The sequence below is a fragment of the Pseudoduganella aquatica genome, assembly GCF_020865585.1.
GTDB lineage: Bacteria > Pseudomonadota > Gammaproteobacteria > Burkholderiales > Burkholderiaceae_D > Rugamonas > Rugamonas aquatica_A.
In genome coordinates, this window is sequence record NZ_CP086370.1 from 5,321,590 (window position 1) to 5,336,161 (window position 14,572).

Annotated in this window: 14 protein-coding genes; 9 read left to right on the forward strand and 5 right to left on the reverse strand. The window is 64.7% G+C overall.

The features are described 5' to 3' along the window. Positions 1 to 153 precede the first annotated feature (153 nt). From KT882_RS23775 to KT882_RS23810, 8 genes are all read left to right on the forward strand, one after another. Positions 154 to 1,845: a nitrite/sulfite reductase gene (locus KT882_RS23775; protein ID WP_161074911.1), complete on the forward strand. Its 1,692-nt coding sequence runs from the start codon at positions 154 to 156 to the stop codon at positions 1,843 to 1,845. Further along, positions 1,838 to 2,425 carry a DUF934 domain-containing protein gene (locus KT882_RS23780; RefSeq protein WP_228893478.1) on the forward strand — a complete coding sequence of 196 codons (588 nt, stop codon included), beginning with the start codon at positions 1,838 to 1,840 and terminating at the stop codon, positions 2,423 to 2,425. The genes KT882_RS23775 and KT882_RS23780 overlap by 8 nt, the downstream gene beginning before the upstream one ends. 15 nt (positions 2,426 to 2,440) lie before the next feature. Further along, the gene (locus KT882_RS23785; RefSeq protein WP_161074909.1) at positions 2,441 to 3,157 is read left to right on the forward strand and encodes a phosphoadenylyl-sulfate reductase; all 717 of its coding nucleotides are present in this window, start codon (positions 2,441 to 2,443) and stop codon (positions 3,155 to 3,157) included. Positions 3,158 to 3,283: 126 nt separating this feature from the next. Continuing rightward, entirely contained in the window at positions 3,284 to 4,231 is a 948-nt protein-coding gene (gene cysD, locus KT882_RS23790) for a sulfate adenylyltransferase subunit CysD (RefSeq protein WP_161074908.1), read from the forward strand. Beyond that, the gene (locus KT882_RS23795; protein WP_161074907.1) at positions 4,231 to 5,538 is read left to right on the forward strand and encodes a sulfate adenylyltransferase subunit 1; all 1,308 of its coding nucleotides are present in this window, start codon (positions 4,231 to 4,233) and stop codon (positions 5,536 to 5,538) included. The genes cysD and KT882_RS23795 overlap by 1 nt, the downstream gene beginning before the upstream one ends. 3 nt (positions 5,539 to 5,541) lie before the next feature. Next, positions 5,542 to 6,276, forward strand: a complete 735-nt coding sequence (gene cobA / locus KT882_RS23800; protein ID WP_228893479.1) for a uroporphyrinogen-III C-methyltransferase — start codon at positions 5,542 to 5,544, stop codon at positions 6,274 to 6,276. 171 nt (positions 6,277 to 6,447) lie between these two features. Further along, entirely contained in the window at positions 6,448 to 8,502 is a 2,055-nt protein-coding gene (locus tag KT882_RS23805) for a M13 family metallopeptidase (RefSeq protein ID WP_161074905.1), read from the forward strand. 52 nt (positions 8,503 to 8,554) lie between these two features. Continuing rightward, positions 8,555 to 9,295, forward strand: coding sequence for a hypothetical protein (locus KT882_RS23810; RefSeq protein ID WP_161074904.1), 741 nt, complete (start codon positions 8,555 to 8,557; stop codon positions 9,293 to 9,295). Positions 9,296 to 9,298: 3 nt separating this feature from the next. Here the strand turns inward: KT882_RS23810 and KT882_RS23815 are convergent, their stop codons facing one another. From KT882_RS23815 to lptF, 3 genes are read right to left on the reverse strand one after another with little or no spacing between them, the layout of a single operon-like run. Next, positions 9,299 to 9,688 (reverse strand): sirohydrochlorin chelatase, encoded by a 390-nt coding sequence (locus KT882_RS23815; protein WP_161074903.1) that lies wholly within the window; start codon positions 9,686 to 9,688, stop codon positions 9,299 to 9,301. An 11-nt stretch (positions 9,689 to 9,699) separates the two neighbouring features. Further along, on the reverse strand, positions 9,700 to 10,869 hold the full coding sequence (gene lptG / locus KT882_RS23820; protein WP_161074902.1) for an LPS export ABC transporter permease LptG: 1,170 nt from the start codon (positions 10,867 to 10,869) through the stop codon (positions 9,700 to 9,702). Continuing rightward, complete coding sequence (gene lptF, locus KT882_RS23825) at positions 10,866 to 12,002, reverse strand: LPS export ABC transporter permease LptF (protein WP_228893480.1); 1,137 nt, start codon at positions 12,000 to 12,002, stop codon at positions 10,866 to 10,868. The genes lptG and lptF overlap by 4 nt, the downstream gene beginning before the upstream one ends. Before the next feature lie 60 nt (positions 12,003 to 12,062). Between lptF and KT882_RS23830 the strand changes: the two genes are divergently transcribed. After that, positions 12,063 to 13,556, forward strand: coding sequence for a leucyl aminopeptidase (locus KT882_RS23830; protein ID WP_161074900.1), 1,494 nt, complete (start codon positions 12,063 to 12,065; stop codon positions 13,554 to 13,556). A gap of 34 nt (positions 13,557 to 13,590) precedes the next feature. On the opposite strand, the gene KT882_RS23835 is transcribed toward KT882_RS23830, so the two are convergent. Both KT882_RS23835 and KT882_RS23840 read right to left on the reverse strand, forming a co-directional pair. Continuing rightward, entirely contained in the window at positions 13,591 to 14,034 is a 444-nt protein-coding gene (locus tag KT882_RS23835) for a hypothetical protein (protein ID WP_161074899.1), read from the reverse strand. 79 nt (positions 14,035 to 14,113) lie between these two features. Further along, positions 14,114 to 14,527, reverse strand: a complete 414-nt coding sequence (locus KT882_RS23840; protein ID WP_161074898.1) for a hypothetical protein — start codon at positions 14,525 to 14,527, stop codon at positions 14,114 to 14,116. Between the last annotated feature and the right edge of the window lie 45 nt (positions 14,528 to 14,572).

A 14,572-nucleotide genomic window follows, 5' to 3' on the forward strand; every position in this document is an offset into this window, starting at 1 on the left:
CCGTATTTTACGCTCATGCTTATACCCAATACGTATATAAGCAAATAAAGACTAAGTCGTTTGGAATAAAGATGAAGTTTATTACCATTAGCGCCAGTTTGGGATACTTTGAAAGAGCCAGCCCCGCCGGCAAGCGATTTTTTTAGGAATGATATGTATCAATACGATCAATACGACCACCTCATCGTCCGCGAACGCATCGCGCAGTACCGCGACCAGGTGCGCCGCCGTCTGGCCGATGAGCTGACCGAAGCGGAATTCCTGCCCCTGCGTTTGCAGAATGGCCTGTACTACCAGCGCCATGCCTATATGCTGCGCATCGCCGTGCCGTATGGCATGCTGGCCAGCAAGCAGATGCGCATGTTCGCCCACATCGCGCGCAAGTACGACCGGGGCTACGGCCACTTCACCACCCGCCAGAACATCCAGTTCAACTGGATCGAGCTGGAACAGTCGCCCGACATCCTGACCGACCTGGCGTCGGTGGAAATGCACGCCATCCAGACCTCGGGCAACTGCATCCGCAACACCACCACCGACGAATTCGCCGGCGTGGCGGCGGACGAGATCATCGATCCGCGCCCCTACTGCGAGATCCTGCGCCAGTGGTCCACCTTCCACCCTGAATTCATCGCCCTGCCGCGCAAGTTCAAGGTTGCCGTCAACGGCGCCGTGGAAGACCGCGCCGCCATCGCCGTGCACGACATCGGCCTGACCGTGGTGTACAACGAGCAGAACGAAATCGGCTTCAAGGTCATGGTCGGCGGCGGCATGGGCCGCACCCCCATCCTGGGCAGCGTGATCCGCGAGTTCCTGCCGCGCGAACACCTGCTGACCTATGTGGAAGCCATCATGCGCGTCTACAACCTGCACGGCCGCCGCGACAACAAGTACAAGGCCCGCATCAAGATCCTGCTGAAAGCCATCGGCGCGGAAGAATTCGCGCGCCAGGTGGAAGCCGAGTGGGAAGACCTGAAGAACAGCGAAGAAACGCTGACGCTGGAGGAAATGGAGCGCGTGATCGCCTACTTCCAGCCTCACCCGTACAAGCAGCTGGAAGCGATCGACCCGCTGGCCGCGCAGGCGGACAACAAGGCCTTCGCCAACTGGCTCAAGCGCAATGTCAAGCCGCACAAGCAGCCGGGCTACGCTTCCGTGGTGCTGTCGCTGAAGAAAACCGGCGTGCCGCCGGGCGACGCCACCGCCGAGCAGATGGACTTCATGGCCGACCTGTCGGACCGCTACAGCTTCGGCGAACTGCGCGTGACGCACGAGCAGAACATCGTGCTGGCGGACGTGGAACAGACCCAGTTGTTCGCGCTGTGGCAGGAAGCCAAGGCGCACGGACTGGCCACGCCCAACATCGGCCTGCTGAACGACATGATCTGCTGCCCGGGCGGCGACTTCTGCGCCCTGGCCAACGCCAAGTCGATCCCGATCGCTTCGGCCATCGCCGAGCGCTTCGACAGCCTGGACTTCCAGCATGACATCGGCGACATCGAACTGAATATCTCGGGCTGCATCAACGCCTGCGGCCACCACCACGTCGGCAACATCGGCATCCTGGGCGTGGACAAGGACGGCAGCGAATGGTACCAGGTGTCGATCGGCGGCGCGCAGGGCAACCACTCGGCCATCGGCAAGATCATCGGACCGTCGTTCTCCGCGCTGCAAATGCCGGAAGTGATCGGCCGCCTGCTGCAAGTGTATGTGCGCGAACGCGTGGAAGGCGAACGCTTCGTCGACACCACGCAGCGCATCGGCGTTGCGCCGTTCAAGGAATTTGTATACGCCACGCCTATCGTCGATGCGGGCCGCCTGGTTGGAGAAGATGAATATGTCTGAACAAAAGCTGATTATCAAAGGCCGTGAAGTTGTCGGCGACGACTGGACCGTACTGCGCGCCGCAGGCGAAGCGCCTAGCGCCGAAGACGTGGCCGCGCTGGCCCTCCCGGCCGGCAAGGTGATCGTGCCGCTGGCCACCTGGCTGGCGCAGGCCGAGGCACTGGCCGCGCGCCGCGCCGCCGGCGAGATCGGCGTGTGGTTCGGCCCGGACGAGCGTCCTGAAACGCTGAAAGGCCAGCTGGACGCCTTCGCCTTGGTGGCGGTGGACTTCCCCAAATTCACCGACGGCCGCGGCTACTCCATCGCCTACAACCTGCGCACCCGCCTGGCCTACGCCGGCGAGCTGCGCGCCATCGGCGACGTGCTGCGCGACCAGCTGTTCTCCATGCAGCGCGTGGGCTTCAACGCCTACGACGTGCGCGCCGACCGCAGCATCCACGATGCGCTCAAGGGCCTGTCGGACTTCTCGGAGACCTACCAGGCGTCCGTGGACCAGAAGGTGCCGCTGTTCCGCCGCGCCGTCCGCGCCGCGCCGTCGGCCAATGTAGCCAACGGCGGCGACGCCGGCTACGGCATCTGAATCGGAGCGCCAGCCATGAGCGAGCTCAATGCCCTGATCCAGTCCACGCAGCAGACGCTGGAGCGCATCGCGCGTGATTTCACGCCAGCGGTGTTCGCCTCCAGCCTGGCCGCCGAAGACATGGTGCTGACCGACCTGATTTTGAAGGCCAAGCTGCCTATCGCCATCTTCTCGCTGGAGACCGGCCGCCTGCACGCGGAAACCCTGGCCATGCTGGACAAGGTGAAGGAAAACTACGGCTACGAGATCGCGCTGTACCGCCCGCAGCCCGAGGCGGTGGAGGCCTACGTGGCGCAGAACGGCCTGAACGCCTTCTACGACAGCGTGGACATGCGCAAGGAGTGCTGCCGCATCCGCAAGGTGGAGCCGCTGGGCCGCGCCCTGGCCGGCAACAAGGCCTGGGTCACCGGCCAGCGCCGCGCGCAGGCCGCCACCCGCACCTCGCTGATGGTGGAGGAAGACGATCCGGCGCACTTCATGACCAAGTTCAATCCGCTGGCCGACTGGTCCGAGCAGGACGTGTGGGACTACCTGCGCGGCAACGGCGTGCCGTACAACGCCTTGCACGACAAGGGTTTCCCCTCGATAGGCTGCGAGCCCTGCACGCGCGCCATCGAGCCGGGCGAGGATGTGCGCGCCGGCCGCTGGTGGTGGGAGAACCCGGAGTCGAAGGAATGCGGCCTGCACGTGGTAGACGGCAAGCTGATACGCATCAAACCCGTGGCCGCGTGAATGCCGGCGGGTTACGCGCTCCGCGCTAACCCGCCCTACTCACCGGACACCGCTGCACCGTAGGGCGGGTTAGCGCTTGCGCGTAACCCGCCAAGCACCAACAGACACAATAGAATAGGCAAAGCCATGAACACTGTAGTTGACCGTTACGCCTCGACGATAGGCCTGAGCGCCGTGAACGCGCGCCACCTCGACACGCTGGAGTCGGAAGCCATCCACATCCTGCGCGAAGTGGCAGCCGAGTGCAGCAACCCTGCCCTGCTGTTCTCCGGCGGCAAGGACTCCGTGGTGCTGCTGCGCCTGGCCGAAAAGGCTTTCCGTCCCGGCAAATTCCCCTTCCCGCTGGTGCACATCGACACCGGGCACAACTTCCAGGAAGTGATCGACTTCCGCGACCAGCGCGTGGCCGAACTGGGCGAACGCCTGATCGTGGGCTCGGTGGAAGACTCGATCAAGAAGGGCACGGTGCGCCTGCGTAATCCGCAGACCGACTCGCGCAATGCCGCGCAGGCGGTCACGCTGCTGGAAACCATCGCCGAACACGGCTTCGACGCCTGCATCGGCGGCGCCCGCCGCGACGAAGAGAAGGCCCGCGCGAAAGAGCGCATCTTCTCCTTCCGCGACGAATTCGGCCAATGGGATCCGAAGGCGCAGCGCCCGGAACTGTGGGACCTGTATAACACCCGCGTCCATCCAGGCGAAAACATGCGCGTGTTCCCGATCTCGAACTGGACCGAACTCGATGTGTGGCAGTACATCGCCCGCGAAAAACTGGCGCTGCCGCCGATCTACTTCGCGCACGAGCGCCAGGTGATCCCGCGCAACGGCCTGCTGGTGCCGCTGACCGATTTGACCCCGGCGCGCGAAGGCGAAGCGGTGGAAACCCAAGTGGTGCGCTTCCGCACCGTGGGCGACATCTCCTGCACCTGCCCCGTGTCCTCGGACGCGGAAACGGTGGAAGCGATCATCGCCGAAACGGCCATCACCCAGATCACTGAACGCGGCGCTACCCGGATGGACGACCAGACCTCCGAAGCCTCCATGGAAAAACGCAAGAAAGCAGGTTACTTCTGATGAACGCACGCATAGACAACACCGACAACCAGGCCAGCCTGCTGCGCTTTATCACCGCCGGCTCCGTGGACGACGGCAAGAGCACGCTGATCGGCCGCCTGCTGTTCGACAGCAAAGGCATCTTCGCCGACCAGCTGGCCGCCGTGTCGCGCGCCAAGAACAAGCGCACCGTGGGCGACACCATCGACCTGTCGCTGCTGACGGACGGCCTGGAAGCGGAACGCGAGCAAGGCATCACCATCGACGTGGCCTACCGCTACTTCGCCACGCCCAAGCGCAAATTCATCATCGCCGACACCCCGGGCCACGAGCAGTACACCCGCAACATGGTCACCGGCGCCTCCACCGCCGACGCCGTCATCATCCTGATCGACGTGTCGAAAGTGAAGCTGCGCGAAGACGGCGGCGTGGACTTGCTGATCCAGACCAAGCGCCACTCCACCATCGCCCACCTGCTGCAGATCGAGCACGTGGTGGTGGCCGTGAACAAGATGGACCTGGTGAACTACGACCAGGCGATCTATGACCGCATCATCAAGGCCTACCAGGAATTCGCGCAGTCCCTGGGCCTGAAAGACATCACGCCTATCCCGCTGTCGGCCCTGAGCGGCGACAACGTGGTGGACGCGGGCGAGAACATGCCCTGGTATAAGGGCCCGACGCTGATCGAGCTGCTGGAATCGCTGTCGGTGTACGACGAAGCCCACCACGCGCCGTTCCGCTTCCCGGTGCAGCTGGTGGCGCGCCACAACGGCCACGAAGCGAACGACTTCCGCGGCTACATGGGCCGCATCGAAGCGGGCAATGTGAAGGTGGGCGACAAGCTGGTGGTGCAGCCTTCGGGCCAGGCCGCCACGGTGAAAGACATCCTGACGCTGGAAGGCTCGCACCAGTCGGCGTCGGCCGGCCAATCGGTCACGCTGCTGCTGAACGAATACCTGGACATCTCGCGCGGCGACCTGCTCGCCAGCAGCGAGCAGCCTGCCACGCTGCTGAAGACCCTGAGCGCGGACGTGTGCTGGCTGTCGGAAGACGCGCTGGACCTGCGCCGCAAGTACTGGATCAAGCACGGCACCAAGCAGACCGCCGCCAAGATCACCAAGATCGAGTCGCTGCTGGACATCAACACCCAGGAACGCAGCAGCGCGGAAGTGCTGAAGCTGAACGACGTGGCGCGCATTGCGCTGACCGTGCAGCAGCCGCTGGCGGCCGACGACTATACCGACAGCCGCGCGACGGGCGCTTTCATCCTGATCGATGAAGTCACCCACCAGACCGTGGCGGCCGGCATGATACGCCTGGCCTGATCGATGTCCGCGCCTGTTACTAGCTACGGCAAGGTCTACCTGATAGGCGCAGGTCCCGGCGCGCAGGATCTCATCACCCTGCGCGGCGCGCGCCTGCTGCAGCAGGCGGACGTGGTGCTGCACGATGCGCTGGTAACGCCGGAGATGCTGGAACTGTGCCCGCAGGCCGAGAAGATTTCGGTCGGCAAGCGCTCGGGCCAGCGCTCCACCGCGCAGCAGGCCATCAACGCGCAGCTGGTGGAATGCGCCAGCCGCTACGCGCTGGTGGTGCGCCTCAAGGGCGGCGATCCCATGCTGTTCGGCCGCGCCGACGAGGAGCTGCGCGCGCTGGAGGAAGCGGGAATTGAAGTGGAAGTGGTGCCCGGCATTACCACCGCCGTGGCGGCGGCGGCGGCCACCAAGCAGCCGCTGACCAAGCGCGGCGTGTCACGCAGCGTGGCCTTCTTCACCTCCAGCACCGCGCCCGAACACCCGGCCGACGTGGACATGCCCGACAGCGACACGCTGGTGCAGTACATGGGCGGACGCGAAGCCATCATCACCGCGCAGCGCCTGCTGGAGCAAGGGCGCTTGCCGGAGACGCCGGTGGTCGTGATTGAAAACGTCAGCCGCGCCGACCAGCGCATCCTGCGCCTCACGCTGGACACGCTGGCGCACGGACTGGAGCCGACGCACGGACCGGTGCTCGTCATGCTCGGCCACGCCATGGCCCGCCGTCCGCATCAAGCCGCCGACTGAGCACGGCGGGTTACGGCGTTCCGCCTAACCCGCCCTACGCATTGCGGCTCGCCCCGTTGCCCCTTGCGTAGGGCGGGTTAGGCGCTCGCGCCGTAACCCGCCAGCGCCGCCGCGATTGCCATTTCAATAATTACCGCCGTAGAATAGCTGCTTCGACTCACGGAGCACCACATGCGCAAATTCGCCCCCTTGCTGCTGGCCCTCAGCGCCAGCACCGCCTACGCCCAATCGTCCGACGCGCCGCTGCCCTCCCTGCCCTACACGCCAGGCCTGGACGTGACGGCCATGGACAAGACCGTGGACCCGTGCGAAGACTTCTACCAGTACAGCTGCGGCGGCTGGATGAAGAACAACCCCATCCCCGCCGACCAGAGCGCGTGGAGCGTGTACGGCAAGGCCGCGCAGGACAACCAGCGCTTCCTGTGGGGCATCCTGGCCACGCTGGCCGCCCAGCCGGCGCAGGACGGCGTCCGCACCGCCTCCCAGCAAAAAATAGGCGACTACTTCGCCGCCTGCATGGACGAGAAAACCGTCAATGAACGCGGCGCGGCGCCGCTGCAGGAATACCTGGCGCTGATCGCCGGCATGGCGTCCAAGCAGGACCTGCCGCGCGTGCTGGCCAAGCTGCACACCAGCATTGCCAACAGCATGCTGTTCGGCTTCTCGTCCAACCAGGACCTGGGCGACTCCACCCAGGTGATCGCCTTCGCCACCACCGCCGACGCCGGCCTGCCCGACCGCGACTACTACCTGAAGAACGACGCCAAATCGAAGAAGATGCGGGCAGACTACGCCGCCCATATCGCCCGCTCGCTGGAACTGGCGGGCGACACGCCGCAGGCGGCCAAACGGGCCGCCGCCGCCATCCTGAAATTCGAAACCGTGCTGGCCCAAGCCTCGCTGTCCCGCGTGGACCAGCGCGACCCCTACAAACTGTTCCACAAGACCGACCTCAAAGGCCTGCAGTCCATGACGCCGGCCTTCAGCTGGAAGGACTATCTGCAAGCGGTGGGCATGGAAGGCGTGAACAGCTTCAACGCCACCGAGCCGGCCTACCTGCGCGCGCTGAACAAGAGTCTGAAGCAGCTGAGCCTGGACGACATCAAGACCTATCTGCGCTGGCACACCACGCGCGCGATGGCGCCCTTCCTGTCACAGGACTTTGTGGCCGAGAACTTCGCCTTCTATCACAAGACCCTGCTGGGCACGCCCGAGCAGAAGCCGCGCTGGAAGCGCTGCGTGCAGCTGGTGGACCAGCAGCTGGGCGAGGCGCTGGGCCAGGAGTTCGTCAGCCGCGCCTTCAGCCCGGAGCTGAAGGAAAAGACGCTGCACATGACGCGCCAGATCGAGGCCGCCATGGAGCAGGACATCAACGCGCTGACCTGGATGAGCGAGCCCACCAAGGAAAAGGCGCGCGAGAAGCTGCACGCGGTGGCCAACAAGATCGGCTACCCGGATAACTGGCGCGACTACAGCGCCTACAGCGTCTCGCGCGGCGACTTTGCGGGCAACGTGGTGCGCGGCACCGCCTTCGAAGTACGGCGCCAGCTCGACAAGATAGGCAAGCCGCTGGACCGCTCGGAATGGGGCATGACGCCGCCCACCGTGAACGCCTATTACAACCCGCAGATGAACGACATTAACTTCCCTGCGGGCGTGCTGCAGCCGCCACTGTTCGATTCCAAAATGGACGATGCGCCCAACTACGGCAACACAGGCGGCACCATAGGCCATGAGCTGATACACGGCTTCGACGACGAAGGCCGCCAGTTCGACGCCAAGGGCAACCTGAAGGACTGGTGGGGCAAGCAGGACGCCAAGGCCTTCACGCAGCGCGCGCAGTGCATCGTGGACCAGTACGCGCAGTACACCATCGTGGACGACATCAAGATCAACAGCAAGCTGACGCTGGGCGAGGACGCGGCCGACCTGGGCGGCCTGGTGCTGGCCTGGATGGCGTGGAAAACCGAAATCGCCGGCAAGGTGCTGGAAAACCGCGACGGCCTGACGCCCGAACAGCGCTTCTTCGTCGGTACGGCGCAATGGACCTGCGAGAACGAGCGCCCCGAGCGGCTGCGCGTGAATGCGCTCACCAATCCGCATTCGCCGGGCAAATACCGCATCAACGGCCTGGTGGTCAATATGCCGGAATTCGCCAAGGCCTTCTCCTGCAAACCCGGCCAGGCCATGGTCAAGCCCAAGGAGAAGCTCTGCCGGGTCTGGTGAAGCATCAGGCTGCGCCTGTTAGAATATCGCCTTCGATTTCCAAGGAGGTGATATGCAGCAGCCGAATGAAGTATTTGAACGCGCCCGCGAAGCCCGTCTCGCAGGCCGTTACCAGGACGCGCTGAAGGACCACCTCTGGCTGCATGACCATGCGCTGGAGGTGTCGCCGGATTGGCGCGGCGTGCGCCTGTCCTTCGCCCTGCGCGACTGGATCTACCTGGCCGACGCCTTCCCGCCGGCCCTGGCGGCCCTGAAAAGCATCCGCGACCGCGAATCGTCGCGCATGCTGCTGGGCGCCGCCACCGTGGAGCGCTTCCGCGAAGTGGCCGCCATCAACGAGGCGCTGCGCGAAGTGGGCGCCACCCATGCGCTGTTCCTGAAACTCGATGAAGTCGACTCCGCCCTGGCTGAACAATGCGCCGAACTGGCCATGACCGCGCTGGTGAAGTGCAACGACTTCCAGCTGGCGCGCCGATTCCTGCCTTCGCCGTCCGGCCGCATCGAGGCGCTGGCCGCGCGCCTGAACGACGGCGCCGACGCGCTGGCCAACCAGCCGGCATCGGCCGCGCCCACGCTGCTGGCCTATGTGCTGAACTATGCGAAGGAGGTGCGCCTGGTGCTGGCCGTGCTGAACGGCCTGGAAGAAGACGGCGAAGCGGACAATATGCAGAAACTGGCGCTGGACGCGATCCGTTCGGACGGCCTGCGCGCCATTATCCAGCGCGAGCTTGAGCAGCCCGGCTCCACGCTGGCGGCCATGGCCGCCCAGTCCGAAGCCGAAGGCGAGGAGTAAGGCCTAGCCGCCCGGCGGCGCGCCGGCGACCGTGCCAATGCAGTAATCGGCAATGGCGTTCAGCACAGCCGGGTTTTCCCCCACCGCTTCGGCCACGCTGAAGCGGATCGCCGGGTAGGCGGCGCGCAGCTCATCGAGCATCAGCGGCAGATCGCGCAGCACATGGCCGCCCTGGCCGAGAAACACCGGCACCACCGCCACTTCCGCCACCCCGGCGGCGGCCAGCTCGGCCACCCGCTCCGGCAGGCGCGGCGACATCAATTCCAGGAAGGCCAGCGACACGTCCACGTCCGCCAAACGGGCTTGCGTGATGCCGCGCAGGCGCTCGAACGGCTCCGCCCAGCTGGCGGCGCGGGCGCCGTGCGCAAACAGGATGAGTGCTTTTTTGTTCATGGCTGTATCCATCAGTGACGCTCCACCCACCACAGCGCACCCATGGCCAGCAGCAGATACAGCACGCTGGGGGCCGCCGCCGTGAGGAAGGGAGGCCAGGTGCTCAGCATGCCCACGTGCGAGAACAGGGTGTTCACCAGCAGGAAGCTCACGCCTATCATGATGCCGACGAAGACTTTCAGGCTCACACCGCCGCTGCGCGCGTGCAGGTAGGCGAACGGCAGCGCAAGCGCCATCAGCACGAACACGGCCAGCGGATCGATCAGCTTCTTCCAGAACGCGACCTTGAACACCTTGGTTTCCTGCTTGTTCTCCTGCAGGTGGCGGGTGTAGACCACCAGTTCATTGGCCGTCATGCGTCCTGGATCGCTGCGCGACACGGTCAGGATTTTCGGCGTGATCTCGGACACCAGGTCGCGCGATTCCAGCTTCACCACCTCGATCCGGCTGGTTTCCTGCGCAAAGTGGTTCTGCACCGTGGCCGCCGCGCCAGCCACCAGCAGGGCCGGATTGCTGAAACGGCTCTCGGTCACGTCATATAGCCGCCAGACGCTCTTGCCCTGGAAGTTGGCGCGCTTGGCCTGGATCAGCGCGCGCAGGCGGAAGCTGTTGTCGAATTCGTAGAGCTTCACGTCCAGCAGCTGGCCGTCCGGCCGCGCTTCGCGCACATTGAAAAAGCGCGAGCCCAGCACTTCGCCGGTCAGGCCGTCGCTCTTGATGATGTCCTTCGTCCACAGGCCTGAGCGGAACTCGGCCGACACCGTGGCGCCCTGCGCCGTCAGGCGCACCTTGTCCGCCAGCGGCGAAGTGCGCGGCACGATCAGCTCGCCGACGATAAAAGTCACCGCCACGATCACCAGGCCTATCTTGAACAGCATGCCGATCGCCATGCGGGTGGACATGCCGGCCGCGCGCATGATGGTGAATTCGGACGACGAGGCGAATTGCGCCATGGTGTAGATGGTGCCGATCAGCGTGGCCACCGGCAGCACGCGATAGATCTGCTCCGGCACCATGATGACCACGTACAGCAGCGCGTGCTGCAGGCTGTAGCCGTTCTTGCCCACGGACGGCAGCTCGCCGGTCAGGTCCAGGAAGGCCAGCAGGGCGAGCAGCGCGAGCAGCACAAAGGCCACCGCCTGCGCGATCGAGGAGGCGAAATAGCGTTGCAGGATACTCATTTGACGGATGCTTCCCTGGCCGGCTGCTTGCCGCGCTTGATGGCGGCCCACAGCACGAGCGGATGATAACGATGGTTCACGTTCTGGCGCCAGATGAACAGCAGCGCCACCAGCACGGCCAGGCCCACGTGCAGCGGCCACCACGACAGCGCGAATTTCAGGCGGCCCTGGCGCACGCTCGCTTCGAGCACCTTCACCAGGTTGATGTAGCTGAAGAAGACCAGCACGGCCACGATCAGGTTGGTCGAACTGCCCGCGCGCGGATTGACGAAGCCGAGCGGTATGGCCAGCAGCGGCAGCAGCAGGCCGGTGATCGGCAGCGCAACGCGCCACAGGATTTCGCCGTGGATAATGGGGCCGGTGCCCTTGAACAGTTCCGCGCTCGGCATGGCGTCCACGCCTTGCGGACCGCCCAGCTCCTGCGACTTGCTGGCCACGCGCATGCTGTAGCGTTCAAACTCCATGGTCTGCACGTCGGCGCTGCCGGGCGTGCCCTGGTAGCGGCGGCCGTTCTTCAGCACCAGGAAGCGGTCGCCCTCGGGCGTGGTGGTGACCACGCCTTCCTTGGCCACCACGGTGGCCGTGCCTTTTTCGTCGACGGTGTTGACGAAGACGTTGTGCACCACGGCGCTCTGGCCGGACACGCCCTCAACAAAGAAGATGCGGTTGGCCGAGGCCGACTCGCGGAACTGGCCGGGCGAGACCTGCTGCAGGTCTTCGCGCTTCTGGAAACGCTCGGCGTACTCGCCGCTTTTCTGCTTGGCCCAGGGCGTGGCGTAGAAACTGAGCACCCCGATCAGCAGCACGATGGGCAGGATAAAGGTCAGCACGGGGCGCAGCCAGCGCGCCAGACTCAGGCCGGAGGCGAACCACACCACCATCTCGGAATCGCGGTAGCTGCGGGTCACCACCATCAGCACAGAAATAAAGCTGGTGAGTATCAGGACAGTTGGCAGATAATTCAGGGCTGCGAACGCAATCAGCGCGACCACGTCGCTCGATGCGACCTTGCCGCCCGCGGCTCTGCCGAGGATGGTGATCAGGGTCCAGGTGACGATAAGGGAGAACAGCACCGTGAAGGTTGCCCCGGCGGCACTGGCCAGCTCGCGCTGAAGGGCACGTTGAAAAATCATTCGAAGTTTATAATTCGGTCGTCAAGTTAAGTAAGAACCAAGCCTACACGGAGAAATCTAATGGACTTTAGCATAAAAGCATTCGACGCAAAAAACACCATTGCGTCCGCCAAAACCGGCTGCATCGCCGTCGCGGTATTCGAAAACAAGAAGCTGTCGCCAGCCGCCAAGGCCCTCGACAGCGCCGGCGAAATCACGGCTGCGCTGAAGTCCGGCGACATCACCGGCAAAGCGGGCACCTCGCTGCTGCTGCGCGGCCTGAAAGGCGCCGCCGCCGAACGCGTGCTGCTGGTCGGCCTGGGCGCCGATGAAGCGGCCGGCGAGAAAAGCTTCGCCTCCGGCGTGCAAGCTGCGATCAAGGTGTTTTCCACCCTGGGCGCGGCGGACGCCATTATCGCACTACCAATGGAAGAAGTGAAAGAGCGCGACGCGGCGTGGGCCATCCGCACCGTGGTGCAGGCCGGCCGCGAGAGCATCTACCGCACCGACAGCCAGAAAAGCAAGAAAGACCCGGCCCCTGCCGGCGTGAAGAAAGTGGCGCTGGCCGTGGCCAACAACGCCGCCAACAAGCTGGCGCTGTCGCAAGCGGTCGCCATCGCCAACGGCATGGAACTGACCAAGGACCTGGGCAACCTGTCGGCCAACGTCTGCACCCCGACCTACCTGGCCAACACCGCCAAGAAGCTGGCCAAGGACTTCGGCTTCGACGTCGAGATCCTGGACCGCAAGCAGCTCGAAGCGCTGAAGATGGGCAGCTTCCTGTCCGTGACCAACGGCAGCGAGCAGCCGCCCAAGTTCATCGTGCTGAAGCACAAAGGCGGCAAGGCCAAGGACGCGCCGGTGGTACTGGTCGGTAAAGGCATCACCTTCGACACCGGCGGCATTTCGATCAAGGCCGGTCCCGGCATGGACGAGATGAAGTACGACATGTGCGGCGCAGCCTCGGTACTGGGCACCTTCCGCGCCATCGGCGAAATGGGCCTGAAATCGAACGTGATCGGCGTGATCGCCGCCTGCGAGAACATGCCTTCCGGCCGCGCCACCAAGCCGGGCGACATCGTCAGCTCCATGAACGGCCTGACCATCGAGATCCTGAACACCGACGCCGAAGGCCGCCTGGTGCTGTGCGACGCCCTGACCTACGCCGAGCGCTTCAACCCGGCCGCCGTGATCGACATCGCCACCCTGACCGGCGCCTGCATCGTGGCCCTGGGCCACCACAACAGCGGCCTGTTCACGCGCGACGACGACGCCCACAACGCGCTGGCGGCCGAGCTGCTGGCAGCGGGCAAGGCCACCGGCGACACCGCCTGGCGCCTGCCGATCGGCGAACAGTACAACGAGCAGCTGAAGTCCAACTTCGCCGACCTGGCCAACATCGGCTCGCCGGGCGGCGCGTCGTGCACGGCGGCCGCCTTCCTGGAGAACTTCACCCGCAAGTACAACTGGGCCCACCTGGACATCGCCGGCACCGCCTGGAAGTCGGGCGGCGCCAAGGGCGCCACCGGCCGTCCGGTGCCGCTGCTGACGAACTTCCTGATCAACAGGGTATAAATAACAAACGGGCCGCAAGGCCCGTTTTTTTTGCTCAGTACACCGCGCGTCCCGCATCCGGCGGCGCGCGCCCGTCTCCCGCATCGAAACGCTTCATCTCCACCGTCAGCACGGCGGGATAGTCGAATCCCTGCCCCGTGTTGCGGTCGACCACGATGCCCACGCCTGCCGTCAGGGCCACATTGCCCCACAGCGTACCGTTTTCCCTGGAATTGATTTTCTCGAAAGCCCAGGCGGCGCGCTCCAGGCGGCAGTCCACCCGCAGCTGGCCGGAGCTCTTGCGGATTTCCACGCGCGCAGGCGTGGTGACAAACCATTTGCCCGCGTCGTTGTACAGGATGCAGCCCACGCCCGCCACTTCGCGGTGGTCGAGCACGGTCTGCACCAGCACTTGCTGGGTCGGGGATTCGGTCAGAGTGCCGCAGCCGGCCACCAACGTCAGGGCGGCAGCAGCGGCAAACAAGGCTGGGCGGGACATATGAGTCCTTTAGGCAAGGCGGCAACTATCCGGGGCGGCGCCGTCAGGCGCTGCCCGCTGCAAGCCGTATCGGCGGCTGTTAGCGCTCGATGGCCTTGCTGTCCATTGCACGCTCGATGGCTTGCGGTTTGGCAGGCTGCTTCAGGCTCTGTATCACCTGGAGTATGTCTTCCATGCCCGATTCGCCATTCAGCCGTGAAAACGCGTCCAGTACCTCATTGAGCACCTGGTTGCGAACCACAGCGTCGTCCTGGCTCAAGGCCGGCGCGCGCTGCAGGCCCGGCGAACGCGCAGCGGCGGCTTTCTCGGCGGCAGCTGCTTCCTTCTGCGCTGCCGTCTTTCGCCCCGCCGGCGTTTTGCCGTGCTCCAGCGCCGCCTGCCAAATCACCCAGCGGCGTTGCGTTTCGAATACCAGGTATTCTTCTGGCTTGTCTTCGCGGCGGCGCACAATGTGGCCATCGCGTTGCGCCCATGCTTCAAATGCAGATCGCATTTCAGTCCTTTACAAATGCTTCGCGCATATCTCACTGTTTAAACA

What these genes read in the sequence shown, in the direction of transcription:
- KT882_RS23775 (WP_161074911.1), top strand. Translation starts at nt 154, where the DNA reads ATGTATCAATACGATCAATACGACCACCTCATCGTCCGCGAACGCATC.
- KT882_RS23780 (WP_228893478.1), top strand. Translation starts at nt 1,838, where the DNA reads ATGTCTGAACAAAAGCTGATTATCAAAGGCCGTGAAGTTGTCGGCGAC.
- KT882_RS23785 (WP_161074909.1), top strand. Translation starts at nt 2,441, where the DNA reads ATGAGCGAGCTCAATGCCCTGATCCAGTCCACGCAGCAGACGCTGGAG.
- cysD (WP_161074908.1), top strand. Translation starts at nt 3,284, where the DNA reads ATGAACACTGTAGTTGACCGTTACGCCTCGACGATAGGCCTGAGCGCC.
- KT882_RS23795 (WP_161074907.1), top strand. Translation starts at nt 4,231, where the DNA reads ATGAACGCACGCATAGACAACACCGACAACCAGGCCAGCCTGCTGCGC.
- cobA (WP_228893479.1), top strand. Translation starts at nt 5,542, where the DNA reads ATGTCCGCGCCTGTTACTAGCTACGGCAAGGTCTACCTGATAGGCGCA.
- KT882_RS23805 (WP_161074905.1), top strand. Translation starts at nt 6,448, where the DNA reads ATGCGCAAATTCGCCCCCTTGCTGCTGGCCCTCAGCGCCAGCACCGCC.
- KT882_RS23810 (WP_161074904.1), top strand. Translation starts at nt 8,555, where the DNA reads ATGCAGCAGCCGAATGAAGTATTTGAACGCGCCCGCGAAGCCCGTCTC.
- KT882_RS23815 (WP_161074903.1), bottom strand. Translation starts at nt 9,688, where the DNA reads ATGAACAAAAAAGCACTCATCCTGTTTGCGCACGGCGCCCGCGCCGCC.
- lptG (WP_161074902.1), bottom strand. Translation starts at nt 10,869, where the DNA reads ATGAGTATCCTGCAACGCTATTTCGCCTCCTCGATCGCGCAGGCGGTG.
- lptF (WP_228893480.1), bottom strand. Translation starts at nt 12,002, where the DNA reads ATGATTTTTCAACGTGCCCTTCAGCGCGAGCTGGCCAGTGCCGCCGGG.
- KT882_RS23830 (WP_161074900.1), top strand. Translation starts at nt 12,063, where the DNA reads ATGGACTTTAGCATAAAAGCATTCGACGCAAAAAACACCATTGCGTCC.
- KT882_RS23835 (WP_161074899.1), bottom strand. Translation starts at nt 14,034, where the DNA reads ATGTCCCGCCCAGCCTTGTTTGCCGCTGCTGCCGCCCTGACGTTGGTG.
- KT882_RS23840 (WP_161074898.1), bottom strand. Translation starts at nt 14,527, where the DNA reads ATGCGATCTGCATTTGAAGCATGGGCGCAACGCGATGGCCACATTGTG.